Origin of the sequence: Couchioplanes caeruleus, assembly GCF_023499255.1 — a bacterium.
Classification (GTDB): Bacteria; Actinomycetota; Actinomycetes; order Mycobacteriales; family Micromonosporaceae; genus Actinoplanes; species Actinoplanes caeruleus_A.
In genome coordinates this window covers 2,942,935-2,967,500 of record NZ_CP092183.1, presented here as the reverse complement: position 1 = coordinate 2,967,500, position 24,566 = coordinate 2,942,935, and the positions used below count along the sequence as shown (strand labels likewise).

At 71.7% G+C, this 24,566-nt stretch carries 24 protein-coding genes (1 of these 24 running past the window's edge); 10 read left to right on the top strand and 14 right to left on the bottom strand.

Translation table 11 applies throughout. The features are described from left to right. Positions 1 to 914 carry the 5' portion of a tyrosine--tRNA ligase gene (gene tyrS / locus COUCH_RS13910; protein ID WP_249612492.1) on the bottom strand. The gene continues 361 nt to the left of window position 1, outside the view, so the window shows 914 of its 1,275 coding nt (coding positions 1-914); its start codon is at positions 912 to 914; the stop codon falls past the left edge of the window. 103 nt (positions 915 to 1,017) lie between these two features. Between tyrS and COUCH_RS13905 the strand changes: the two genes are divergently transcribed. Continuing rightward, on the top strand, positions 1,018 to 1,812 hold the full coding sequence (locus COUCH_RS13905) for a polyphosphate kinase 2 family protein (protein ID WP_249612491.1): 795 nt from the start codon (positions 1,018 to 1,020) through the stop codon (positions 1,810 to 1,812). A gap of 12 nt (positions 1,813 to 1,824) precedes the next feature. Here COUCH_RS13905 and COUCH_RS13900 read toward each other — a convergent pair whose 3' ends face one another. The 6 genes from COUCH_RS13900 to COUCH_RS13875 form a co-directional block, all read right to left on the bottom strand. Further along, complete coding sequence (locus tag COUCH_RS13900) at positions 1,825 to 2,493, bottom strand: adenylate kinase family protein (RefSeq protein ID WP_249612490.1); 669 nt, start codon at positions 2,491 to 2,493, stop codon at positions 1,825 to 1,827. A 14-nt stretch (positions 2,494 to 2,507) separates the two neighbouring features. Further along, positions 2,508 to 3,209, bottom strand: a complete 702-nt coding sequence (locus COUCH_RS13895) for a hypothetical protein (protein WP_249612489.1) — start codon at positions 3,207 to 3,209, stop codon at positions 2,508 to 2,510. Positions 3,210 to 3,555: 346 nt separating this feature from the next. After that, positions 3,556 to 4,188, bottom strand: coding sequence for a type II toxin-antitoxin system PemK/MazF family toxin (locus COUCH_RS13890; protein WP_249612488.1), 633 nt, complete (start codon positions 4,186 to 4,188; stop codon positions 3,556 to 3,558). 387 nt (positions 4,189 to 4,575) lie between these two features. Beyond that, entirely contained in the window at positions 4,576 to 5,769 is a 1,194-nt protein-coding gene (locus COUCH_RS13885; RefSeq protein ID WP_249612487.1) for a hypothetical protein, read from the bottom strand. A 9-nt stretch (positions 5,770 to 5,778) separates the two neighbouring features. Continuing rightward, the gene (locus tag COUCH_RS13880) at positions 5,779 to 5,970 is read right to left on the bottom strand and encodes a DUF397 domain-containing protein (RefSeq protein ID WP_249612486.1); all 192 of its coding nucleotides are present in this window, start codon (positions 5,968 to 5,970) and stop codon (positions 5,779 to 5,781) included. After that, on the bottom strand, positions 5,963 to 6,841 hold the full coding sequence (locus COUCH_RS13875) for a helix-turn-helix domain-containing protein (RefSeq protein ID WP_249612485.1): 879 nt from the start codon (positions 6,839 to 6,841) through the stop codon (positions 5,963 to 5,965). The genes COUCH_RS13880 and COUCH_RS13875 overlap by 8 nt, the downstream gene beginning before the upstream one ends. A 382-nt stretch (positions 6,842 to 7,223) precedes the next feature. On the opposite strand from COUCH_RS13875, the gene COUCH_RS13870 reads away from it, so the two are divergent. Then, positions 7,224 to 7,463: a hypothetical protein gene (locus COUCH_RS13870; RefSeq protein WP_249612484.1), complete on the top strand. Its 240-nt coding sequence runs from the start codon at positions 7,224 to 7,226 to the stop codon at positions 7,461 to 7,463. A 7-nt stretch (positions 7,464 to 7,470) separates the two neighbouring features. On the opposite strand, the gene COUCH_RS13865 is transcribed toward COUCH_RS13870, so the two are convergent. Genes COUCH_RS13865 through COUCH_RS13855 form a run of 3 tightly spaced genes read right to left on the bottom strand, consistent with a single transcriptional unit; the run spans position 7,471 to position 9,687 of the window. Next, positions 7,471 to 7,899, bottom strand: coding sequence for a GNAT family N-acetyltransferase (locus COUCH_RS13865; protein ID WP_249612483.1), 429 nt, complete (start codon positions 7,897 to 7,899; stop codon positions 7,471 to 7,473). A gap of 1 nt (position 7,900) precedes the next feature. Then, on the bottom strand, positions 7,901 to 8,560 hold the full coding sequence (locus tag COUCH_RS13860) for a response regulator (protein WP_249613696.1): 660 nt from the start codon (positions 8,558 to 8,560) through the stop codon (positions 7,901 to 7,903). 2 nt (positions 8,561 to 8,562) lie between these two features. Next, positions 8,563 to 9,687, bottom strand: coding sequence for a sensor histidine kinase (locus tag COUCH_RS13855; protein WP_249612482.1), 1,125 nt, complete (start codon positions 9,685 to 9,687; stop codon positions 8,563 to 8,565). A gap of 118 nt (positions 9,688 to 9,805) precedes the next feature. Here COUCH_RS13855 and COUCH_RS13850 point away from each other — a divergent pair, with 118 nt between their 5' ends. The 5 genes from COUCH_RS13850 (at position 9,806) to COUCH_RS13830 (ending at position 15,988) form a co-directional block, all read left to right on the top strand. After that, positions 9,806 to 10,516: a hypothetical protein gene (locus COUCH_RS13850; protein ID WP_249612481.1), complete on the top strand. Its 711-nt coding sequence runs from the start codon at positions 9,806 to 9,808 to the stop codon at positions 10,514 to 10,516. 154 nt (positions 10,517 to 10,670) lie between these two features. Then, complete coding sequence (locus COUCH_RS13845; protein WP_249612480.1) at positions 10,671 to 11,483, top strand: CAP domain-containing protein; 813 nt, start codon at positions 10,671 to 10,673, stop codon at positions 11,481 to 11,483. Between the two features lie 195 nt (positions 11,484 to 11,678). Then, positions 11,679 to 12,311 carry a DNA-3-methyladenine glycosylase gene (locus COUCH_RS13840; protein WP_249612479.1) on the top strand — a complete coding sequence of 211 codons (633 nt, stop codon included), beginning with the start codon at positions 11,679 to 11,681 and terminating at the stop codon, positions 12,309 to 12,311. Between the two features lie 12 nt (positions 12,312 to 12,323). Beyond that, a complete protein-coding gene (locus COUCH_RS13835) occupies positions 12,324 to 12,806 on the top strand; it encodes a hypothetical protein (protein ID WP_249612478.1) in 483 nt (160 codons plus the stop codon). An 83-nt stretch (positions 12,807 to 12,889) separates the two neighbouring features. Next, the gene (locus COUCH_RS13830) at positions 12,890 to 15,988 is read left to right on the top strand and encodes a GH92 family glycosyl hydrolase (protein ID WP_249612477.1); all 3,099 of its coding nucleotides are present in this window, start codon (positions 12,890 to 12,892) and stop codon (positions 15,986 to 15,988) included. A 58-nt stretch (positions 15,989 to 16,046) separates the two neighbouring features. Here COUCH_RS13830 and COUCH_RS13825 read toward each other — a convergent pair whose 3' ends face one another. The 4 genes from COUCH_RS13825 to COUCH_RS13810 form a co-directional block, all read right to left on the bottom strand. Next, a complete protein-coding gene (locus COUCH_RS13825; protein ID WP_249612476.1) occupies positions 16,047 to 17,693 on the bottom strand; it encodes an alkaline phosphatase D family protein in 1,647 nt (548 codons plus the stop codon). A 74-nt stretch (positions 17,694 to 17,767) separates the two neighbouring features. Further along, complete coding sequence (locus COUCH_RS13820; protein WP_249612475.1) at positions 17,768 to 18,181, bottom strand: CBS domain-containing protein; 414 nt, start codon at positions 18,179 to 18,181, stop codon at positions 17,768 to 17,770. A 48-nt stretch (positions 18,182 to 18,229) separates the two neighbouring features. Further along, complete coding sequence (locus COUCH_RS13815) at positions 18,230 to 19,099, bottom strand: NAD(P)H-hydrate dehydratase (protein WP_249612474.1); 870 nt, start codon at positions 19,097 to 19,099, stop codon at positions 18,230 to 18,232. After that, entirely contained in the window at positions 19,083 to 19,811 is a 729-nt protein-coding gene (locus COUCH_RS13810) for a histidine phosphatase family protein (RefSeq protein ID WP_249612473.1), read from the bottom strand. The genes COUCH_RS13815 and COUCH_RS13810 overlap by 17 nt, the downstream gene beginning before the upstream one ends. A gap of 107 nt (positions 19,812 to 19,918) precedes the next feature. Between COUCH_RS13810 and COUCH_RS13805 the strand changes: the two genes are divergently transcribed. The 3 genes from COUCH_RS13805 to COUCH_RS13795 all read left to right on the top strand — a co-directional run bounded on the left by COUCH_RS13805 (position 19,919) and on the right by COUCH_RS13795 (position 24,564). After that, positions 19,919 to 22,213: a putative bifunctional diguanylate cyclase/phosphodiesterase gene (locus tag COUCH_RS13805; RefSeq protein ID WP_249612472.1), complete on the top strand. Its 2,295-nt coding sequence runs from the start codon at positions 19,919 to 19,921 to the stop codon at positions 22,211 to 22,213. An 85-nt stretch (positions 22,214 to 22,298) separates the two neighbouring features. Next, entirely contained in the window at positions 22,299 to 23,603 is a 1,305-nt protein-coding gene (locus COUCH_RS13800) for an extracellular solute-binding protein (protein WP_249612471.1), read from the top strand. Between the two features lie 16 nt (positions 23,604 to 23,619). Then, the gene (locus COUCH_RS13795) at positions 23,620 to 24,564 is read left to right on the top strand and encodes a carbohydrate ABC transporter permease (protein ID WP_249612470.1); all 945 of its coding nucleotides are present in this window, start codon (positions 23,620 to 23,622) and stop codon (positions 24,562 to 24,564) included. Positions 24,565 to 24,566: the final 2 nt, after the last annotated feature.

Sequence of the window (24,566 nt, the reverse complement as noted above, 5' to 3'; positions counted from 1 at the left end):
TCGTAGGCCAGCTCCCGCTGGCCCAGGCGGGCCTGGGGGCGCTCGGCGGTGGCCTTCTCCAGCTCCTCGATCTCCTCGCGGGACTTGAAGCTGAAGTAGCGCAGGTAGGTGGAGACGTCGCGGTCGTCGGCGTTGACCCAGAACTGGTAGAACGCGTACGGCGAAGTCATGGTGGGATCGAGCCACGTGGCACCGCCGGCGGTCTTGCCGAACTTCGTGCCGTCGGCCTTGAGGACAAGCGGTGTCGTGAAGGCGTGCACGGGACCACCGCCGCGCCGACGCACGAAGTCGACACCGGCCGTGATGTTGCCCCACTGGTCGGAGCCGCCGAACTGCAGTGTGCAGGCGTGGCGCTGGTGCAGCTCGTAGAAGTCGTTGGCCTGCAGCAACTGGTAGCTGAACTCGGTGAAGCTGATGCCGCTCTCGAGACGGTTGCGCACGACGTCGCGGGCGAGCATCTTGTTGACCGGGAAGTGCTTGCCGACGTCCCGGAGAAAGTCGATCACCGACAGCTCGCCTGTCCAGTCGAGGTTGTTCACGAGCGTCGCGGCATTGGTGCCCTCGTAGTCGACGAACGGCGCGAGCTGGTCGCGGATGCGCAGGACCCAGCCCGCCGTCACCTCGCGGGGGTTGAGCTGCCGCTCGGACGACCTGCCGCCCGGATCGCCGATCTGACCGGTGGCGCCGCCGACGAGCAGCAACGGCTTGTGGCCGGCGAGCTGGAGGCGGCGGGCGGTGACGACCTGCATGAGGTTGCCGACGTGCAAGGACGGCGCGGTCGGGTCGAAGCCCACGTAGAACGTGATCGAGCCGCCGTCGAGATGCTTTCGCAGCTCATCGGGGTCGGTCGAGTCCTGGATCAGTCCGCGCCACTGCATGTCGTCAACGAGAGTCACGCACCGATTGTCCTGCATACCGGGGGGCGGGACACACCGGGATTCCGACGATCTGCTTACGGTCCGTCTCCCGGGCCCGCTTCGGGGTGCTTTCGTCGTACGCAGGTGCCAGGCTTGCCTCATGAGTCGCCTGGGATCCGCCGAGCCGCCCGTCGAGCTGTCCAAGAAGAAGGCCGCCGCCAAGCTGGAAGAAGCCCAGCAGCGGCTGCTCAGGCTACGTCTGCTCCTGGGCGGTCAGATCGGCGAGAAGAAGATCGGTCCGCCGCTGTGCGTGGTCTTCGAGGGCTGGGACGCATCGGGCAAGGGCGGCGCGATCAAGCGGCTGGTCAGCCCGCTCGACCCCCGCCACGTGCGGGTCTCCCAGTTCGCCGCGCCCACGTATGACGAGAAGAGGCATCACTTCCTGTGGCGCTTCTGGCCCAAGCTGCCGGGCTGGGGCGGCATGGCGGTCTTCGACCGGTCCTGGTACGGCCGGGTGCTGGTCGAGCGGGTGGAGGAGTTCGCGACCAAGGAACAGTGGCGCCGGGCGTACGACGAGATCGTGGAATTCGAACGCACCCTCACGGCCGAGGGAATGGTCATGGTCAAGTTCTGGATGCACGTGTCGGCGGAGGAGCAGCTACGGCGTTTCGAGAGCCGCGCCAACGACCCGCTGCGGACCTGGAAGCTGACCGAGGAGGACTGGCGCAACCGCGAGAAGCGGCCGGCGTACGAGGCAGCGGTCGAGGAGATGCTCAAGCGGACGAGCCATGAGTGGGCGCCGTGGCATGTGGTCCCCGGCGACAGCAAGCACTATGCGCGGCTCGCCGTGGTGGAGACGGTGTGCGAATCGATCGAGTCGGAGCTGAAGCGGCAGGGCTGGGATCTGGACGCGCCGACCGAGACGGATTCCGGCATGCAGACCGCCAACAAGTAGGTCGCTGCGGGGTCAGCGTGAGTTCGAGTCGGCGCTCGGGACGTACGGCGGGAGGTTGAGGGCTTTGCGGATCTGCTGCTGGACCTCATCCGGGCCGGGGCGGGCGTCGATGCCGTGCACGACCTCCTTGCGGCCGAAGAGTTCGAGCACAGGACGGGTCTTCTCGTGATAGTCGCGCAGCCGTGCCGTCAGCGCCTCCGGGGTGTCGTCAGCGCGGACGACAAGCTCGGTGCCGCAGATCTCGCAGCGGCCCTCGACCTCCGGACGATCCGCGATCAGGTTGTAGTCCATGCCGCAATTGGGGCAGAGCCGACGCGCGAGCACACGCCGGCGAACCTCGTCGTCGGGGAGCTCGAGGTGGATGACGCCGTCGATGTCGAAGCTCTCCATGAAGAACTCCGCCTGGCGGCCGTTGCGGGGGAAGCCGTCGATGATGAAGCCGAAGTTCCAGTCGTGGTCGTCGAGGCGGTTGCGGACGACGGATTCGACCAGGTCGTCGCTGATCAGTTCACCGGCGTTCATGGCGCGGCGGACCTGAGCGCCCAGCTTGGTGTGGTGCTGCACGTGCCAGCGGAAGATGTCGCCGACGCTGATGTGGACGAGGTCGAGGTCGCCGGCGAGCAGCTGGCTCTGCGTACCCTTGCCGCTGCCCTGCACGCCCATGATCACGTACTTGCGCATGGTGTCGTCCTCTCTCAGGTCGCCGCGCCGAGGCGCAGCGGACCCGGCGCCTTGCGTCCGTCGAGCCCTGTGGGGTCGATGCTCCACCCTTCGGCAACGCGCAGCACGTCGTGTTCGGAGACGAGCACCGTCGAGGCATCGCCGCCGCTGGTGCTGGCCCCGTCGCCCTCGTCGAGGAGCTGCGTCAACTCATCGTCGAGCGAGGCGAGCATCGACTCGTCCAGGGGCTGCTCCGGGTCGCCGTCGTCGCCATCGTCGATCCGGTACGTCGCCGGCAGACCGGTGGCCAGCTCGATTTCGTCCGGATCGCCGTACCAGGAGGTGACGTCGCCTGTCTGGCCCACGTACCCGAAGGCGCGGATCAGGGTGCCGTCGGTGGCCCGTTGCCAGCGGTGGGTTTCGGTCACCCGGTGGGTCGCGAACAGCTGGACCTCGGTCTGGAGGTGCTTCGACAGGTCGGTCAGGTCGAGGGCTGTGTCCGGGCGCAGGAGGAAGCGGCCTACGACGAGGACCCATGTGGACCCGTCAGCACCGGGGAGGGGCGGGGTCACGGCCACCCGGTCGTCTGTCAGGTGCGCGAGGTCTATGCCGTCTCGCCAGGGGACGTCGCCCAGGTCGCGCAGGCCGAGTGCGGCGAGGACCTCGGCCGGGTCACCGTCACGTACGGCCAGCCAGGCCTGCTTGCCGCCGAAACCCACCATGACGTCCTTGTCCATATCCACCACGGTAGTGGCCAACCTTTCCGCGGTGCGGGTTATGCCCCGTTGGGTCGGGGGTGAGTGACTGACGGATCTGTGCGGGAGGAGGTGCGGGTATGCCTTGATCGAGTTGCCGCCGGGGGTCGCGTGAACTGTCCCGTGCTCCGCGCGAGACGTCGCGCGGAACGCGAGGCGGATGTGGAGCCGTGAGCAGGAGGCGGCGGGAGCGCGGGCGCACGGGCGCACGGGCGGATGTGCAGCCGTGACCGTGAGGCAGCGAGCGGGCGCGAGAGCGCGCGGCCGCGAGAGCGCGCGGCCGCGAGAGCGCGCGGCCGCGAGAGCGCGGCGCCGCGAGAGCGCGGGGTTATGCCCAGCCGTAGTCGCGGCGGAGGGCGTCCGCCACCTGGTCGAAGCGGCCGCGGTCGAGGACTGCCCCTTCGCGGCGGATGCCGTCCTCGTCGACCTCCAGGATGCGGTCGAGGCGGATCCAGCTGGGGCGGGACTCGCGGTCCCAGGCGCCGGGGCCGAGGGCCAGCCAGTTGCGTTGGCCGTCGCGTTCGCTCTGGCTGGAGAGCATCAGGCCGAGGAGGGTACGGCCGTCGCGGCCCACGACGAGGACGGGGCGGTCCTTGCCCTGGTTCGGGTCGTCCTCGTACTTGACCCAGGTCCAGACGACTTCGCCCGGGTCGGCGTCGCCGTCGAGGTTGGGGGTGTACTCGAGGTGGCGGCCTCGTTTGGCGGTGGGGACGTGGCGTGAAGAGGAGTGGGTTGTGCCCTGGGACCCGACGCCTTCACGGCCGGTGCTGCGCTGGGTGGTTCCGCCGGCGGAGGTGCGGCCGCTAGAGGTGCTGCGCTGGGCGGTTCCGCCGGTCGAGGTGCCGCGGGAGGCGGTGCCGGTGGAGGCGGTGCCGGTGGAGGCGGTGCCTTGCCGCGTGCGGGTGCGGCCGCCGGCGATACGACGGAGCGCGTCGGTGATGCCGTTGAGGAGTCTGCTCACGACCGGCACTGTATCCCCGCGCGGGGCGCGGGCCGCGATGAGACGGGCGCGCAGGGCCGCGCCGCGATGCCCGGGGCGGGCGACGGAGGAACAGCTCGCGGACAGGAGACGGACGCGGGACGAGGACAGGCGCAGGACAAGGACAGGCGCAAGACGAAGGGAGACGCGGAACGGCGACAGGCGCAGGACGAAGAGAGGCCCAGGACAAGAGGCGCAAGACGAAAAGAGACGCACGGGACGAAGAGACGCACGGGACGAAGAGGAGAACGCCAGAGGAGACAGGGCGGGGACTACGAGAAGCACGCGAGACGAGAAGCCGGCGGGACAACGACGGGCATGCACGGTCGTGACCAGTACGGGCGGCGGCGTCAGCAGGGCGTCGCGATGTCAGTTCACGGGGCGGTAGGCGATCTCTGGCAGCAGCAGGCCTGCCCATGACGGCTTCCACTCCTCCGCTCGGCCGTCGATCTCCGCCTTCAGGTGACTTCGCCACGGGCCTGAGCGTCCGTTGTCGTCCCACCATGACGGCCAGGAGTCGTAGATGCGTTCCACCGTCACCTCGTTCGCCGTTGTTTCGACCCGGAGGAAGAGCCAGCTTCCGTACGCGTCATCGGCTTCTGCCTGTCGGAGGCCGCGGATGAGGGTGCTGAGGTCTCGGAAGGTTCCCAGGCTGCCCTGGCCGGGGTTGTCGGCCGGTGGGTGGGTGCCGTGGCGGGCCGACACCGTGGTGCTGTCGGCGTACGCGAGGAGGGAGCAGCGGCCGTCGCCGGCCGGGGCGTGGGTTCTCAGCCAGGTCGCCAGCGCGCCGAGTTCGCCCGTGGGGACCGGTGCCGGGCGGTGGCGTTCGGGTTCGGTGTGCATGGCCGACCAGATGAGGCGGTCGTGTTCCGTTTCGCTGAGCTTGCGGACGGTGCGGCGGGGTGGGCGGGTTCCTTCCGCGCTGACCGGGGGTGTGGTGCCGGGGAGGATTCCTGCTCGCCGGGCGACTGTGTGGCCGGCGTACGCGTCGAAGGTGGGTAGGTCGTCGAGCAGGGCCTGCAGGGACTCGGCGTCGAAGCTGTGGAGCAGGCGGTCCGCCGCCGTGGCTGCTCGGGCGCGTTCGGCGGGGGTGTCGGCCGGGTGGTTGCCCCAGTCGAAGACGATGCCGATGAGTTCGGTGCGGGCCGCCTCGTCGGTCAGGACCGGGGCCGCGGTCGCGGTGAGGCCGTCGTTGACGCCTTCCGGGTACGCGGCCCGGCTCCAGTGGCCGTCGTCGTACCAGAGGGCGTAGCCGAGCTGGTCCTGACCGGCGTGCCGGACCAGCTCCGCCCAGGGGAGCCAGGCGGGCGCGTCCGCGAGCAGGTCGATCGGGGGTTCCTCGTGGATGGTGTCGCTGTATTCGTGGTCGTAGCCGTAGAGGACCGCGCGGCCCGCCTCGATCAGGGTGAGGTGGGACCAGTTGCCGCCGCCGTCGTCGTGGTGGGCTCCCGTTTCGTCCACCGTCCACGTGTCGTCGAAGCCGATGGCGGTGAGCGCGGCGGCCAGCGTGGCCCAGCGGTGCCACATCGGGCCGGGGGCGGGCAGGTCTGCGGTGACGGTCACCCGAGCAGGTTATTGGTCCTTGAGCTCGGCGATGAACGCCTGCCACGTGTCGCGGGGGAAGATCAGGACCGGGCCGGCCGGGTCCTTGCTGTCGCGGACCGCCACGATGCCGGGCAGGTTGTCCGCGACCTCCACGCAGTCGCCGCCGTTGCTGCCGCTGCGGGTGCTCTTGTGCCACCGGGCACCGGTCAGGTCAGCCATCGCTCTCCTTGATGATCATGCCGATGAGGTCGTCGGAATCCCGCTGGTCGAGTGCCGCCCGGTCGAGCTCCTGCCAGATGCCGCTGTAAGTCTCCACTTCGCCGGGCTTGTCGAGGTAGAGGGCACCGGTCAGATTCTCGCTGTAGATGGTCGTCGGTTCGGGGGCTGCCGTACCGACCGTCGGGAAGTCGAGGATGGTGAACGAACCGGCACTGGACGCGCTGTGCGGGCCGGCCGAGAACGGCAGGACACGCACGCTCACGCCGGGGCGCTGGGAGATGTTGACCAGGTGCGCCAGTTGCTTCTGCATGCCGAGCGTGTCGGCGATCGTCCGGCGCAGGACGCCCTCGTCGATGATCACATCGAGAACCGGGGGCCGCGGGCTGTGCCGGCGCAGCAGTTCCTGGCGTTCCAGGCGTACGGTCACCGCGTTTTGGACGCCCGCCTCGTCGAGGTCGGTGCGTTTGCGGAAGACCCATTCGGCGTACTCGCGGTTCTGCAGCAGGCCCGGGACCACGCTGGGCGCGTAGTGCCGCAGCCGCTGCGCCGCGGTCTCCATGCCGACGTACAGCTCGAACCAGGCGGGGACGACGTCGCCGTACGCGTGCCACCAGCCCTTGGACTTGGACTCGCGGGCCAGCCCCACCAGCACCTCGGTGATCTGGGCGTCGGCGCCGTACACCGAGCACATCGCGAGGACGTCGTGTTTGCGCAGCGACACTTCGCCGTTCTCGATGCGGTACATCCGCGCGCGGGAGAACTCGAGCTCCTCGGCGGCCGCCATGAGCGAGATGCCGGCCCGCTCGCGCAGCTGGCGCACGAGCCGCCCCACCTGCCTGCGCGGGACGGTGGAGCCCGTCTCGGTGGTCACGACCAGCGCCTCCAGCTGTCGGGAACATTGCAGTTGTGCCGAACGAGACAGTGAGATGCGTGAATCCGAGATTCTCGCTCCCAGCCATTGATGCCTGAGATTAGGTCAAGCACGCTCCTCTGTGTAGCCCCTTCATCGCCGAAAGTGATGGGAAGCGGGGCTGGAGAGGACGCGTGATGGCGGAGACCCCGCTTGCGGACGATCGGACGCCGATGGCACCGGCGCATCTGCGGGTACGGCGCAGCTTCTGGCGTACCCGATGCTCGTGCGGGTTGAGCTGGCCCTGCCCCGACCGGGAGTGGGACGAGCGGCCGATCCCCGACGGCGACGCCGTCCCCGCACGAGTGGCGGCCCGGGCGCCGGCCGCGCGGGGCGGCCGCTGATGCTCGTTCCGCGGACCGACCATCTGCCGGCCCGCCCGTCCTGGGACTGCCTGGTGTGTGAGCGCTCGTGGCCGTGCGCGAACGCCAAGGAGGACCTCGCGGCGCAGTACCGCCATTTCCCGTCCGGCCTGGCCATCTACATGGCCTCGACGATGTACGACGCGGTGCACGACCTCACCGCGCTGGGCGAATCCGCCCCGGCCGACCTCTACGAACGATTCCTGGAATGGGTGGGATGAGCGACGGTCAGCGCAGCGTCATCGCCATGCCCAGCGAGTGCGGCGCGGTCTCGGTGAAGCCGTGGCGGGCGTACAGGCCGCGGCCGGGCGGGTCCGCGAGCAGGTTCACGAACGCGCCGGGCGGGGCCTGGCGCCGGATCCGGTCCAGCAGCACCGTCAGGATCGCGTCGCCGAGGCCGCGGCGCTGGTGGGCCGGGAGCACCGCCATGTCGACGATGTGGAAGTACCAGCCGCCGTCGCCGAGGACCCGGCCCATGCCGGCGGCGAGGCCGGTCGGCTCGTGCAGGACGTGGCAGGCGGACCAGCTGCCGGGCAGGGCGGCGACCGCCTGGGCGCGGGACGGTGGCGTGAGGCCCGCCGCGCGGCGCAGTGCCAGGTACTCGTCGACGGGCGGCGGCCCGTCCAGCAGCCGGTAACCCTGCGGCAGGTCCGCCACGTCAGCTCCTCGGTGAGATCAGCCCTGTCTCGTACGCGAGTATGACGAGTTGCGCCCGATCGCGCGCCCGCAGTTTGCTCAGCAGCCGCCCGATGTGGGTCTTCACGGTGCCGGGGCTGATGTGCAGCTCGGCCGCGAGCTCGGCGTTGGAGCGGCCACGGGCGATGAGGGCGAGCACCTCCCGCTCACGTTCGGTGAGGCAAGCCGGCAGCGCGCCGAGGGCCGCGGAGGGTGGGCGTGCGACGAACTCGGCGATGAGGCGGCGGGTGATGCCCGGTGACAGCAGCGCCTCCCCCGACGCCACGGTCCGGATCGCGCTGAGCAGGTCGGCGGCGCTGGTGTCCTTCACCAGGAAGCCGCTCGCCCCGGCGCGCAGCGCGGCGTACACGTACTCGTCGAGGTCGAACGTCGTCAGCATGAGCACGCGGACGCCCGTGGTGGCCGGGTCGCGGCAGATGCGGCGGGTCGCCTCGATGCCGTCGGTCTTCGGCATGCGGACATCCATGAGCACCACGTCGGGGCGCTCGCGACGGCACAGGTCGACGGCGCCGGCGCCGGTCGCCGCCTCGCCCGCGACGGCGAAGCCGGGACTGTTCTCGATCAGCAGCCGGAAGCTGTCGCGCAGCAGGGCGTGGTCGTCGGCCAGGGCGACGCGGATCACGCTCACGGGTACGGGATTCTCGCCTCGACCGCGAAGCCGCCGCCGGGGCGGGTACCGGCGACCGTGCTGCCGCCGTACAGCTGGACCCGCTCGCGGATGCCCGCCAGGCCGAGCCCGCCGCCGGAGGGCGTGCCGCCGCGCCCGTCGTCGGTGACGGCCACGCGCAGCTCACCGTCCCCCGCCTCGACCACGACCTCGCCGTGCGTGGCGCCGGAGTGCCGGAGCACGTTCGTCAGCGCCTCCTGCACGACGCGGTGCACCGTCAGGCCCAGCGCCGGCGGCAGCTCGCCCACCCCGTGGACGCGCAGGCCCAGTTCGAGGCCGGTGGACCTGGCAGCCGCGACGAGGCGCGGCACATCGGCCAGTCCGGGCGCCGGCGTGAGCTCCGTGGGTGCGTCGGCGGGCGTCCGCAACGCGCCGATGGAGCGCCGGATGTCGGCCATGGCCGTGCGGCTGGTCCGTTCGATGACCGTGAGCGCCTCCCGTACCTCCTCCGGCCGTGAGCCGGCGAGGTGGTTGGCGACCGTGGCCTTGACCGAGATGAGGCTCATGCTGTGGCCGATGATGTCGTGCAGCTCGCGCGCGATGCGCAGCCGCTCGTCGAGAACGGCCGCGTGGGCGAGCTCGGCGGCGATGCCCCGGCGCCACCGCACCAGCACGCCGGCCGTCCAGCACGCCACGAGCACGATGAGGGCGGCGGCGAGCTCGCCGGGGAACCACAGCGGGACCTCCGCCGTGGCGACCGCCGGCAGCTGCGGGAGGCGTACGGCGTAGAAGAGCGCGACCGCGCCCGCCACGACGAGCAGGGTGGCTGCGACGGCGGGGACCGACCGGGTGGGCCGTTCGCGCGAGCCGACCGTGTGGAGGGCGAGCGCTGCGGGGGCGAAGGTGGCCGCCAGCACCCCGGCGCCGGCCACCCCGAGGGCCACCGCGCCCGCTCCGGCGGCCGCGACCCAGGCCAGCACGGCGAGCGGCCACCGGCGACGGGCGATCAGGGGCACGGCGACCAGCACCGCGGCCAGCCACACCGCCCACGCCGGGCCGGGGAAGGGCGGACCGGGCGGGTCGCTCGTCGCGTACGCCACGAACAGCAGCAGCGCCGCCGCCCACACCGAGTCGAGGATCACTCCTGCACGCTAACGGCGTACCCGGGCGGGCGTCGTCGGACCAGGGTCGTACGCGGTGCGACGCGATGCGGACCACGGGCCGACGCGCCGCCGGGCCGGCTGCGCGACGGTCATCGGTATGAGAGACGGATACACGTTCCCCGGACGGTGGATGGGCGGCACGGCCCTGGTGGCCGGTCCGCTGCTGGTGCTGGCCGGTGCGCTGCTGCGCGTGCGATACCACTTCTTCTTCCCTCAGCAGCTGGCGGCGTACGCGGACCATCCCCGGCTGATGACGGCCGCGTACAGCCTGTTCGAGGCCGGGACTGTGGTGCTGGCCGCCGCGGTGCTGGCCCTCGCCGGGCTCATCGGCCGCAGCCGTCCGATGTGGGCGGCGTGGGGTGCCACGCTCACGCTGCTGGGGCTGTTCACGCGGACGTTCCACGGCGGGATCGATCATCTGGCGTTCCAGCTCGTCCGCGTGCAGGGCCTCGAACCGGCCACCACGGCGGTGGCGGACAGCTACACCGCGTGGCACCTGTTCCGCTCCCCCGCGCTGGCCATCCTCGCCGGGTGGGTCGTGCTGGCGGTGGGCGCGTACCGGGCCGGGGTGCTGCGGCTGCCGCGGGCGGTCGCGCTGGCACTGATGGCGGCCCTGCCGCTGGGCACGCTCAAGGGCACCGAGGTGCCGCAGTCGCTGATCGCGGCCGGGGCACTGTGCGTGGCGCTCGTACCGCTGGGGGTGACGATGCTGCGCGACGGGCCGCGACCGGGCCGCCGGGCGCTGCTCGGGGCCGGGGCCGTGGTGGCCGGCCTGCTCGTGCTCCGCCTGCTCGGCGCCGACGGCTGAACGGGCAACGGATCTTAGGTCTTCGTGTGTCGATCCTTAAGCGCTCCTGAGGTGGCGCCCGCTCCGCCCGCCCGGCGGCCATAGTCGGTGGGCGCCGCGCCCGCGGCCGCCGTGCCGTGCCCTGTGCCGCGGCCGTCCGGTGAGTGTTGTAGAGGTGACCGAGTCCGTGTCCAAGTCCGCTGCCCACCAGGTCCGGTACACGCTGGCGGCGGGGGCCACCGCCGTCGTGATCGGCATCGGGTTCACGGTCGTCGGGCTCAACCGGCACTCCTCCGACGCCGCCGCGAACCGGGCCGCCTCCGACGCGCCGCTCGTCACCCAGCCGCCCGCCGACCTCGGTGACGCGGGCACCGGGCCGGACCTGCTGCTGGACGACGCCGCGAGCGCCTCCGCGCCGCCGTCGGCCACGCCGTCGGCCACGAGCCCCTCGCCGGCGGCCAGCCCGTCGCCGAGCAGGACGACCTCGAGGCCGAAGCCGAGGCCCACGAAGCGGCGGACCACCGCGCCGGCCATCCCGACGCGGCCGAAGAACCCGCCCGCCACCAGCGGCTCGATCATCGACCAGGTGCTGGGTCACATCAACGCCGCCCGCGCGGACAAGGGGCTGGGGGCGTACACGCTCGACTCCTCGCTGTCGAAGGCGTCGGCGCTGCACAACCAGCTGATGATCGACGGCTGCGGGCTGTCGCACCAGTGCTCGGGCGAGGGCGGCATCGGCGACCGGTTCAGCGCCCAGGGCGTGCGGTGGAGCTCGGCCGGGGAGAACATCGGCTACGGCTCCGCCGGCGGCGGGGATTCGGACATCATCAAGGCCGCGAACGGCCTTACCGACAGCATGCTCGCCGAGGTGCCGCCGAACGACGGGCACCGCAAGAACCTGCTCAGCAGCGGCTTCCAGCGCATCGGCCTGAGCGTGGTGCGCGACGGCAAGGGCATCGTCTGGATGACCCAGGACTTCGTGGGATGACCGCCGACAGCGAGGCCGGCCGGTGACCGGGCCGAGCGGGCCCGCCCGGCGGCGCCGCCGCAAGCGGCCGGAGTTCGGGCCGACGCGCCCGTTCGGGCCCAACCGGCCCGGCGGCTGCTGCGGGCCGGTGAAGCGCCGGCGGCCGAGCGGCCCCACGCGGCCCACCAGCTGATCCCCTGTGCTTGTCTTGGTGCCGTGACGGAATCCTGGCTCGACCTGCCCGCCGACCGCGTCGACGAAGCCGCGCGACAGCTGCTGGGGTGGCGGCTCACCGCGCACGGCGTGACCGTGCGGCTCACCGAGGTGGAGGCGTACAGCGGCCTGGGCAGGGACCCGGCGAGCCACGCGCACCGGGGCATGACCGGCCGCAACGAGGTGATGTTCGGGCCGGCCGGGAAGCTGTACGTGTACCAGATCTACGGCATGCACTTCTGCGCCAACGTCGTGTGCGGCGAGGCGGGCGTGGCCTCGGCGGTGCTGCTGCGCGCCGGCGAGGTGGTCGACGGGATCCCGCTCGCCCGGGAGCGCCGCCGCGCCGCGAAGGCCGACCGCGATCTCGCCGCCGGGCCCGCCAAGCTGATGCAGGTCCTGGCGATCGACCGGGCCGCCAACGGCACCTCGGTGATCGACGGTACGGGCCCCGCGACGCTGAGCGGGCCGGACGGGCCGGTCGGGCCGATCGAGGCGGGTCCCCGGGTCGGGGTGACGGCGGCCCACGACGTGCCGTGGCGGTTCTGGATCGCCGGGGACCCGACCGTGAGCGCGTACCGGCGGCACGTGCCGAGGAAAAAGGCGGAACAGCCCGTGCGGGGGCGTACCGGCCGATAACGTCGGTCACCGGTGATCTCACGACGGGTGTTGCTGCTGCTGGACGTGCTGTGCCTGGCCGGCGTCCTGTGGTGCGGCGTGCTCATCGCCGGGCTGCTGCGCGGGCAGACGCTCGTGCCGACCGGCCCGGCCGCGCTCGTGGCCGCCGCGCTGGTGCTGCCGGGGTTCACCGCGGGGATCGTCACGAACCGGCGGGCGCTGCGCGGGCGCCGGCCGCAGAGCTGGTTCATCCGGGACGTGTGGGCGCCCCCGGTCGACCTGCCGCGGTGGGGGCTGGTCGTGGCGGGCGTGGTGTTCCTGGCGTTCTGGGTGGCGGGGATCAGCGCGCTCACCGGCGTCAGCCAGAACCTGCACCCGGGCGACCAGGTCACGCACGACCGGCAGGTTCGCCACGAGCAGCGGTTCGCGCTGGGCGTGCTGGGCGGCGTCGGCACGGGCGGCACCGCCATGGCCGCGGCGACACTGATCCGGTACCGGAACCGTTCACAGTATTGACAGACAGCAATATTGCCGTGCTTCTATTACTTCCATCTTGACAACGTTGTCACGTTGTCCTCAATGGAAGGGACGGCACCCCCATGCTCCGTACCCTCGCCGCGACGGTGGTCCTCGCCGCCGCAGCCCTGTCCGTTCCCCAGGCGGCGGCCGCCGCCGCGGACCTGAACCTCACCCAGTACGTCAACCCGTTCATCGGCACCGACGACAGCAACTCCCCGAACCCGGTCGGCGGCGGCGCCGGCGGCAGCACCTTCCCCGGCGCCACCGTGCCGTTCGGCATGGTGCAGTTCAGCCCCGACACCCCCACCGCGTCACCGTCGGGCTACCGCGACCGCGACCGCACCGTCGAGTCGTTCAGCCTCACCCACTTCAACGGCGCCGGCTGCCCGAACAACGAGGACATCCCGATCCTGCCGGTCACCGGTGCGCTCGGCTCCTCCCCCGGCTCGGCCTGGACCAGCTACGCGTCGGCGTACACCAAGACGAACGAGACCGCCTCCCCCGGCTACTACAAGAACCGGCTCGACAAGTACGGCGTGGACGCCGAGCTGAGCGCCACCACGCGGACCGGCGCGCTGCGGCTGACGTACCCGGCGTCGACGACGGCCCGGGTGCTCATCAACGCCAGCCGCTCGGCCACCGGTGACCGCGACGGCAACGTCACGATCAGCGGCAACCGTGTCTGGGGCGAGCACACCGCCGGCGGCTTCTGCGGCGGCAAGACGTTCAAGATGTACTACTCGATCCTGTTCGACCGCACGCCCACCGGCGTCGGCACGTTCAAGGGCGGCACGGTCAGCGCTGGCTCGACCTCGACGAGCGGGACGCAGACCGGCGCGTACGTCACCTTCGACACCACGTCCAACGCCGTCGTGAACGCCACCGTCGGCATCTCGTTCGTCAGCGTGGCGAACGCGCAGAACAACGCGACCGCCGAGGCCGCCGCCTTCTCGACCGTACGGACGAACGCGGCCAACGCCTGGAACACCGCGCTCAACCGGATCCAGGTCAGCGGCGGCAGCGCGACCGACCTGCAGAAGTTCTACACGGCGCTGTACCACGTGCTGCAGAACCCGAACATCGCCAGCGACACCAACGGCGAGTACCGCGGCTTCGACGGCGCCGTGCACAGCGCCTCGCACCCCGTCTACCAGAACTACTCAGGCTGGGACATCTACCGGTCCTGGGCGTCGCTGGTGGCGCTGATCGCGCCGGACGTCATGAGCGACATCGTGAAGTCCATGGTGCTCGACGGCCAGCAGGGCGGTCTGCTGCCGAAGTGGTCGCACCAGAGCGTCGAGGACTTCGTGATGCCCGGCGACCCCGGACCGATCATCGTGGGCAGCGCGTACGCGTTCGGCGTGCGCGGCTTCGACACCGCGGCCGCGCTGGCGCTGATGAAGAAGAGCGCGACCGGCGGCAGCACCCAGGGCGTCGTGCTGCGCGGCAACCAGGGCGTGTACGGCACCAACCAGTTCATCCCCGGCAACCCGTCGGAGACCCTCGAGTACGTGTCCTCCGACTTCGCCATCGCCCAGTTCGCCAAGGCCGTCGGGGACAGCGCCGGGTACGACACGTACAGCGCGCGGTCGCAGTACTGGCGCAGCCTGTTCAACGGCGAGTCGTCGTACATCCACACCCGGGACAGCGGCGGAGCGTTCACCTGGCCGCTGAACCCGGCTCAGGAGAGCCCGTACGTCGAGGGCAACGCGGCCCAGTACACGTGGATGGTCCCGCACAACCTCGGCGGGCTGATCACGCTCATGGGCGGCCCGCAGACCGCGGTGCAGCGCCTCGACCACCACTTCACCGAGCTCAACGGCGGGCTCGTGCGGCCGTACTTCTACATCGGCAACGAGCCGGAGCACAACGTGCCGTGGACGTACAACGCGGCGCGCAAGCCGTCGGGGGCGAGCGACGCGGTCCGCCGGGTCATGGCGGAGTCGTTCACCACCGGCGCCGGCGGCCTGCCCGGCAACGACGACCTCGGCGCCACCTCCGCCTGGTACGTCTGGTCGGCGCTCGGCTTCTACCCGGTCACCCCGGGCGCGGACACCCTCGCGGTGCACGGCGGCACGTTCTCCAGCGCGCTGATCCAGCGGGCGCCGGGCAACATCACGATCACCGGGGGCAGCGCGACGAACCGCTACGTGCAGTCGCTGTCGGTCGGCGGCTCGGCCACCAGCCACAACTACTTCCGGTACGGCGACATCGCGAACGGCGGCACGGTGGCGTTCACGATGGGGTCGAGCCCGTCGTCGTGGGGCACCGGGGCGGGCGACGTACCGCCGAGCTTCGGTGACGGGCGTTCGCAGCCGGCGGCGGAGCCGGACCTCGGGGCGAACCTGGCCCTGGGCCGCCCGACCACCGGCTCGGCCACCTGCAACAGCGCCGAGTCCACGGCCAAGGCGGTGGACGGCGTGATCGCCGGCAACAGCAAGTTCTGCGCCGGTACGGCCCCGCAGCAGGTCCAGGTGGACCTGGGCTCGGCCCGCACGGTGAGCTCGTTCATCGTCAAGCACGCCGGGCTGGGCGGGGAGCAGACCGGCTGGAACACCGGCGCGTACACGATCTCGACCAGCACCGACGGCACGAGCTGGAGCAACGCGGTCACCGTGACCGGCTCCCGGGCGAGCCGGACGTACACCCCGGTCGTGGCACGCAGCGCCCGCTACGTCCGCCTCGACATCACCCAGCCGGCCAACGACGGCAACACCGCGGCCCGGATCTACGAACTCGAGGTGTACGGCAGCAGCAGCGCCCCCACCGACCTCGCGCTGCGCCGGCCGTCCTCGGCCGACTCGTCGTGCGGGGCGGCCGAAGGCCCGGACAAGGCGTTCAACGGCAGCTGGCTCGCCGGCTGGACCGACAAGTGGTGCTCCCAGGGCGCGACCAAGTGGCTGCAGACAGACCTGGGAAGCAAGCAGCGGGTGTCCACTGTGGTGATCCGACACGCCGGAGCGGGCGGCGAATATCCGGCGTGGAACACGCGGGACTTCGACGTCCAGACCTCGGACGACGGGTCGTCGTGGACCACCCGGGCACAGGTTCGCGGGAACACTGCGGACTCGACGTCCACCACGGTGAACGTCGATGCCCGCTATGTTCGTATAGCCGTGGTGACGCCCGCTTCTGACGGCAACACCGCGGCGCGCATCTACGAGGTGCTCGTGAACTAGGGGGGCCATGGTCCCCGGGGTGGGGGTCGGGTCCCGCGACTCCCACCCCGGGCCGTTCTCAGCCGGCCGGCGCCGGCTCCTGGCGGATCCGCGAGGAGCCGGTGCCGACCGACCATCCGGCCACCCACCGCGTGGCGGTGTCGCGCTTCGTCCGGTCGGCGAGGTGATACCAGTCCATCCGGCAGCGGTCGGTGGTCACGTCCAGCACGCCGTAGCCGTGCCCGTCCGTCTCGACCCACTTCACGTGCGGGTTCGTCGCCCGGATCAGGTCGGCCGTGAGCCGGCTGACCGGGCCGCCGGGCGGGGTGTGCAGGAAGTCGTCGAGGTTGTCGCTGGTCACCGACGGCACGACGAACTCGGCGGCGGCCGGGTTGCGCGGCCCGGTGTCCCGGGTGGTCAGCTCGCTGGCCCAGGAGGTGTGGATGTCGCCGGTCAGGAACACCACGTCCCGGGTACGGGCGGCGCGCAGCGCGTCGACCAGCCGTTCCCGGTCGGCGTTGTAGCCGTCCCACTGGTCGGGGTTGACCACGATCCCGTTGTCCGGCAGGCCCAGCAGGTCGCCGAGCGGCCCGAGCAGCCAGGCCGGCAGGGTGGCCAGGTCGAGCCGCGAGATCATCACCGGGTTGCCGACCAGCTTCCACCGGGCCGTGCTGCCGATCAGCCCGTCGGTCAGCCACCGCAGCTGGTCGCCGCCGGCGATCGTGCGGTCCGGGTCGTCGACGTCGTCACCCGTACGGTCCGCCTGCTCCGAGCGGTACGAGCGCAGGTCGAGCATGGACAGCTCGAACAGCGTGCCGTAGCGCAGCCGGCGGTAGATGTGGCCGTCGGCGCCGAGGCGTACGGGCATCCACTCCGCGTACGCCTGCCGCGAGGCCGCCACCCGCGCCCCGAAGTCGCCCTCGGTGCCCGGGGTGTGGTTCTCCGCGCCGCCGCTCCACATGTCGTTGGCGACCTCGTGGTCGTCCCAGGTGATGATCCACGGCACCGAGGCGTGCAGCGCCTGCAGGTCGGGGTCGGTCTTGTGCAGCGCGTGGCGGACCCGGTAGTCCTGCAGGGTGAGGGTCTCGTGCTCGGGCTTCGTGGGGCGGACCACCACGTCGCCGGCCGCGAAGTCGCCGGTGCCGTACTCGTAGATGTAGTCGCCGAGGTGCACCACGAGGTTCAGATCGCCGCGCTCGGCGAGGTGCCGGTACGCGGCGAAGTAGCCCGCCTCCCAGTTGGCGCAGGACACCACGCCCATCCGCAGCCGGGCGATCGCGGCGTCCGCGGCGGGGGCGGTCATCGTCCGCCCGGCCGGCGACCAGCCGCCGTCCAGCCCGAAGCGGAACCAGTACGTGGTGGCCGGGGTCAGCCCCGACACGTCGACCTTGACGGTGTGGTCGCGGGCCGGGCCGGTCCGCACCTCGCCGGCCTGCACGACCGTGGCGAAGTCCGCGTCGGCGGCGATCTGCCAGGCGACCGTGACCTCGGGCCCGGCGCCGGATCCGGGAACCGACTCCGGGGTGGGGGTGACGCGGGTCCACAGCAGGATGCCGCCGGGCAGCGGATCTCCGGAGGCGACGCCGTGCTGGAAGGGACCGGCCGCGGCGTGGGCCTCGCCGGGCAGGGTCGCCGCGGCGACGAGGCCGGCGCCGGCGGAGAGGCCGGCGAGACGCAGAAGGGTGCGGCGATCGACCGCACCCTTCTGGTGGGAATCGACAGTCATGAAGCTCTCTGTATCAGAGCCGCACGCCGTCAAGGCCCGGTTCTGACGGATGTTCGACGACGGTTCACCCGTGCTTACTCGGAGATCGCGTCGAGCAGCTCACCGACCGGGCGGTCGGGCAGCGCCCGGGCCACGTCGGCCACCGCGACGATGCCGACCAGCTGGTGGCCGTCGATCACCGGAACGCGGCGGACCTTGTGCTGCGACATGGTGCGCAGGATCTCCTGCGCGTCGTCGTCGGCGCCGACCGTGACCGGCTTGCCCTCGCCGAGCTCGCCGGCCGTGCAGTCGGCGGGGTTGCGGTCGCGGGCGAGCACCTTCACGACGATGTCGCGGTCGGTGACCATGCCCTTGAGCCGGTTGTCCTCGCCGCAGATCGGCAGCGAGCCGACACCGAGCTCGGCCATCTTGTGCGCGGCCTGGGCGACCGTCTCCTTCTCGCCGACGCAGGTGACGTCGGGCGTCATGATCTCGCGGGCGGTGGGCATGTGTCGCTCCCTTCACTCGGTGTGTTCGTCACCATCGATGTACCCGGCTCAGACCGTGGCAATCGTGTAGGCCACCTCGTCCACGAGTTCGCGGGCGAGGAACCCCGTACGCCCGAACCGGGGGGCCAGCCGCTGGCCGCTGACGGCGTGGGCGAACGCGCCCCAGCACGCCGCCTGCGCCGGTTCGGCGCCGCGGCCCAGCAGCCCGGCGACGATGCCGGCGCGCACGTCGCCGCTGCCCGAGGTGCCCAGGCCGGCGTCGCCGCTCTCCTCCCGCCAGGCCCCGCCGTCCGGGGCGGCGATGTGGCCGTACAGCGAGACGGTGGCGTCGTAGCGGTGGGCCAGCTCCATCGCCTCGGCGGCGAGGTCGTCCTTGGTCTTGCGGCCCAGCAGGTGCTCGGCCTCCGTGACGTTCGGGGTGAGCACCGCGGCCTGCGGGCGCTGGGCGAGCAGATCGGGCTCCTTGCTGAGGGCGCCCAGGGCGTACGCGTCCAGCACCACGGACGCGTCCTTGCCGGCGGCGTCCAGCACCTTGTGCAGCAGCCGCTGGGTCTCCTCGATGTCGTCGAGCCCGCAACCGATCGCCAGCACGTCCGCCGTGGCCGCCATCTCCAGCAGGTGGTCGGGCACGTCGCCGCGGACCGATCCGCCGTCGTTCTCGGGCAGGCCCACGACCTTCGCCTCGGGTACGGCGATGCTCAGCGCCGCCGCGGTCGAGCCGGTCACCGCCAGCTGCAACCGCCCCGCCCCGGCGCGCAGGGCGGCGACCCCGGCGAGCAGCACCGCACCCGGGGTGTACCGGGAGCCGCCGATCACCAGCACCGTGCCGCGCGCCTCCTTGCTCCCCTGCGGGTTGGGCAGCGGCCACTCCCGCAGCAGTTGCGGGGTGATGACCCGTTCCTCAGACCGGCTCGGCATCGACGTCCTCCTGCTTGGTGGGCGGCGTCCCGACGTCGTGCAGGTGGGAGACGTCGTTGAACAGCTCCGGTCGCAGCTCGCCGCCGTGGCGGCGCCACGTGCTGATCGAGGTGTTCGCGATGGCGGTGGCGTGGGCGATCTCCATCAGCCGGGCCTCGCTGAGCTCCTCGGCCAGGTAGCGGACGAGGAACACCGTGGCCTCGTGGCCGAAGCACAGCACCCGGCCGCCGGGATGGTCCTCGCGCAGCTCCCGCAGCAGGGCCCGCAGGCGCAGCAGCACGTCGGCCCACGACTCGCCGCCGGGCGGGCGGTAGTAGAACTTGCCGAGGCGGGCGCGGCGGGCGTACTCGCCGGGCAGCCGGGCCTGCACGCCGCGGCCGGTCAGCAGGTCCAGGACGCCGAGCTCACGGTCGCGCAGCCGCTCGTCGACGACCATCGGCACGCCGCTGCCCTCCAGCGCCAGCTCCGCGGTCTGCCGCGTCCGCAGGTACGGCGACACGACGGCCAGCTCCGGCCGTTCGTCCTCGCCGAGGCCCGCGAGCCACTTGCCGACCGCGCGGGCCTGCTCGCGGCCCAGCTCCGACAGGGGTACGTCGGCGTCGCGCTCGGGGATGTCGATGGCCTCGAGCCCGCCGGTCTCCGCGTCCTGGGCGATGACGTTGCCGGTGCTCTGGCCGTGCCGGACCACACCCAGCCACTGCAGTTGCTCCATGAGGTGGCTCATTACCCCGCGGACGCGCGCGTACGCGGCCTGTCTGTGCGCCGGATCTCCACGGCGAATGTCTTCAGGTCCGTACGCACCCCACCGATGGTCCGGCCATGCCCGTACGCGACCGCCTGCCCGTGATCACGGGGGCCGTGCTGCTCGCGTTCAGCCTCGTACGGTTCGTGGTGGGTTTCTTCGTCGAGTTCCGGCTGCCCGTGATGGGGTGGCTGCCGCTGCCGGTGATGTCGTTGCTGGCCGCGTACGCCTGCTTCCGGGCCTGGCGCCGCACCGACCTCGACGTGGCGACGCGCCGGTTCTGGCGGCAGGCGATGTGCTGCTGCGTCCTGCTCGCCGTGACCGTCTCGATCAACGCGCGCGACGCCCTCGGATCCGAGGGTGGTTTCCAGCGCATCAGCACCCTCGCCGCGTGCCTTTACATGGTCATCCTCGGCTTCGCGGTCTGGGCGCTGCTGCGGCTGCCCGCCTGGGAGCGGTCCCGGTCGGAGTGGGTGCGCTTCGGGCTCGACACCGGCATCATCCTGATCACCACCGGCGTGCTGATCTGGCACTTCTCGCTGACCCGGACGGCGGCCTGGGCCTCGCAGACCGGTACGGCGCTGCCCGTGCTGGCCATCGCCATGGTCGCCTCGGTGTCGATGATCGCCTTCACCAAGGTCGCGTTCGCCGGCGCGGGCGAGCTGGACCGGCGCGCCATGCACCTGCTGTCGTTCGGCACCGGCGCGGCGGCCGCCTCGGCGTCGCTCATGCCGTTCCTGGAGTCGCGGCCGCAGCTCAACACCGGCTTCCTCGCCGTACCGATCGCCACGTTCTGCGCCCAGCTGTCCGCGCTGCGGCAGACGCAGAGCGCGGGCGACGCGCGGGCCGCCCGCCCGGTGCCGCGGCGCTTCAGCATGGTGCCGTACCTGGCCGTGGCGGGGATGGACGCGATGCTGCTGGGCACCGACATCACCCGCTCCACCGAGGGCCGGACCATCGCCGCCGCCACGGTCGCGATCACGGCGCTGGTCGTCGTCCGGCAGATCACCACGCTGCGGGAGAACACCCGCCTGCTCGAGACGGTCGACGCCAACCTGCGCCAGCTGCGCGACTACCAGGTCCAGCTCGCCCACCAGGTCCGGCACGACACGCTCACCGAGATCGCCAACCGGGCCAGCTTCGAGGAGCAGGTCACCCGGCAGCTCGCCGCCGGCGAGGAGTTCCTCGTCGCCCTGCTCGACCTCGACGACTTCAAGGTCGTCAACGACCGGCTCGGGCACGGCACCGGCGACGCGCTGCTCAAGGCGGTGAGCCGGCGGCTGCACGACCGGCTGCGCGACGTCGACACGGTCGCGCGCCTCGGCGGCGACGAGTTCACGCTGCTGCTGCCCGGGCTGACCGGCGACGAGGCCGCCACGCTGCTGCAGCGGCTGGTCCGCGCCGTGCAGGAGCCGCTGCTGATCGAGGGGCACGAGATGGTCCCGCGGATCAGCATCGGCGTCACCGCCAGCATGCCCGGCGACACCCCCGGAGAGCTGCTGCGCCGCGCCGACGTCGCCATGTACGCGGCCAAGAACGCCGGCGGCGCCCGCTGGGCCTGGTTCGACCCGGCGATGGACCGGCTCGCCGACCAGGACGCGCGGCTCGGCGCGGACCTGCGCCAGGCCCTCGCCCGCGACGAGCTGCGGGTGCTCTACCAGCCCATCGTGGAGCTGCCGCACGGCGGCATCGTCGGCGTCGAGGCTCTGCTGCGCTGGCGGCACGCCCGGCACGGCGACGTCTCCCCCGCCGTGTTCATCCCGCTCGCCGAACGCAACGGCACGATCATCGAGCTCGGCCGCTGGGTGTTCGAGCAGGTCGTCGCGCAGACGGCCGCCTGGCAGCGGCAGTACGGCACCGCCGCACCCGGGCGGGTCAGCGTCAACGTCTCCGCCCGGCAGCTGCGGGAACCCGGCTTCGTCGAGGAGATCGCCGCGGCGGTCCGCACCGCCGGCGTGGACCCGGGCGTGCTCGTCGCCGAGGTCACCGAGACCGCCGTGCTCGGCACCGGCGCCGCGCTCGAGGCCATCCGGGACCTCAGCACGCTGGGTATCCGCGTCGCGCTCGACGACTTCGGCACCGGCCAGTCGTCGCTGAGCCTGCTCGTCGACTGCCCGGTGCACGTCCTCAAGGTCGACAAGTCGTTCGTCGACGGGGTCACCACCAGCAGCCCGCAGGCGGTCATCGTGGACAACCTCATCGGCATCACCTCCGGACTGCGCATCCAGGCCGTCGCCGAGGGGGTGGAGACCGCCGACCAGGCCCGGCGCCTGCACCAGGTGGGGTACCGGTACGCGCAGGGCTTCCACTTCGCGCGCCCGATGACCGGCGAGGACGTCGGCCGGCTGCTGCGTCCCGCCGTACCGGGCTGATCGTTCTCGGTTCGCGTCCGGGCCTTCTCGTCTTGCGAAGGCCGATCCCTGGACCGGGCCCGCGCCACGGCGGCAGGCTCCGTGCATGACCGTGACCCGACGCTCCCTGCTCGGCGGCGCCGCTGCCGCCGCGGCTCTCGGGCTGACCGGGTGCGCCGGGCTCACCCCGGGGCGCCGCAGCGGCGGCTCGCTGGACTACTGGAACCTCTTCGGCGGCGGCGACGGCGTCCGGATGGCCCAGATGCTCGACACGTTCCGCGCCGCGAACCCGGGCATCACGCTGGACGCCGTCACGCTGGCCTGGGGCAACCCGTACTACACCAAGCTGTCGCTGGCCACGCTCGGCGACAAACCGCCGGACGTGGCGGTCGCGCACCTCACCCGGATGACGACGATGGTGGAGGCCGGGCTGGTCGAGGAGCTGCACGCGGACGATCTCGCCCGGCACGGCCTGACGGCCGACAAGTTCGCCTCGCGGCCGTGGCAGGCAGGGCTGGTGGAGGGGCGCACGTACGCGATCCCGCTCGACACCCACCCGTTCGTCATGTTCTACAACACCGACGTCTGCGAGAAGGCCGGGCTGCTCGACTCGTCCGGGGCATTGAGCCCGCTGGACACGCCGGAGAAGTTCACCGACGCGCTACGCAAGGCCAAGGAGGTCACCAAGGCCTACGGCGGCGTCGTCGCGATCACGAACGAGACCGCCACCCCGTGGCGCATCTTCCAGTCGCTCTACAGCCAGCTGGGCGGCGAGATGCTGGCCGACCAGGGGCGCAAGGTGGTCATCGACGACGGCCGGGCCAACCGGGTGCTCTCGTTCCTGCAGGGACTCACCCGCTCCGGCGTCGCACCGGCGAGCATCGACTACCAGGGCTCGATCGCCAGCTTCGCCAACGGCCAGGCCGGCTTCTTCTTCCAGGGCGAATGGGAGATCTCGACGTTCCAGACGGCCAAGACGCCGTTCTCGATGACGCTTTTCCCCAACGTTTTCGGCGGCGGCAAGTACGCCGTGCAGGCCGACTCGCACACGCTGCTCATCCCACGCCAGCCCGACCGCGACCCGGAACGCACCGACCGCGCGCTGCTGTTCATCCGCTCGATGCTGGACCAGAGCAAGACCTGGGCCGAGGGCGGCCACGTGCCGGCCTGGCTGCCCTTCCGCGACAGCGCCGAGTACAAGGCGATGACGCCGCAGTCGAACTACGCGGCGGCCGCCGACGCCGCCGTCTACGACCCGGCCGGCTGGTACTCCGGCTCCGGCTCCAACTTCGAGATCATCACCGGCTCGATCATCGCGTCGGTCATGGCCGGGCAGCAGTCCCCGGCGTCCGCGATCGCGCAGATGCGCGACAAGCTCACGAACCTCGCCACGACCGCGCCGCCGGTCTGAGAAAGGGGGTGCCCTGGTGACCGCAGAGACTGCCGAGCCTGCCGTCCGCACCGACCGCTCGGCGCGGGAGGACGTCCCGCCCGAACGCGGCCGCGGCAGCGGCCTGCCCGCGGCCGGTTTCCTGGCCCCGTTCCTGCTGCTGTACCTGCTGTTCATCATCGGGCCCGGGCTGTACGGGCTCATCATGAGCTTCTTCGACACCAGCGCGGTGAAGCCGGGGCTGTCGGGATTCGCGGGGTTCGGGAACTACGCCGAGGCCCTGCAGAGCGGTGATTTCTGGTCGTCGCTGTGGCACACCCTGTGGTTCACGATCCTCACCACGCCGCCACTGATCATCGTCGCGTTCCTCCTGGCACTGCTCGCCGACCGGGTCAAGCACGGCCGCTGGTTCTTCCGGCTGGCGTTCTTCGCGCCGTACATCCTGCCGTCGGCGGTCGTGGCGCTGATCTGGATCTGGCTCTACACCCCCGGGCTCGGGCTCATCGAGACCGCGCTCGGCAAGATCGGCGTCACCGCGCCGAACTGGCTGGGTGACCCGAACTGGGCGATGCCGTCGCTCGCGCTGACCACGCTGTGGTGGACGCTCGGCTTCAACTTCGTGCTCTACCTCGCCGGCCTGCAGGAGATCCCCCGCGACCTGTACGAGGCGTCTTCGATGGACGGCGCGAGCCCGTGGCAGCAGATCCGCTCGATCACCATCCCGATGCTCGGACGCACCACCACGCTGGTGGCCGTGCTGCAGGTGATCGCCTCGCTCAAGGTCTTCGACCAGATGTACATCATGACCTCGGGCGGCCCGAACTTCGCGACCCGCTCGATTCTGCAGTACGTCTACGACCAGGGCTTCACCAACTTCCGCATCGGCTACGCCTCGGCCGTCTCGATGCTCTTCTTCCTGGTGGTGCTCGCGGTCTCCGCCGTGTGGTTCGCGCTGGTCCGCCGTCAGGAGAAGGAGGTCTGAGC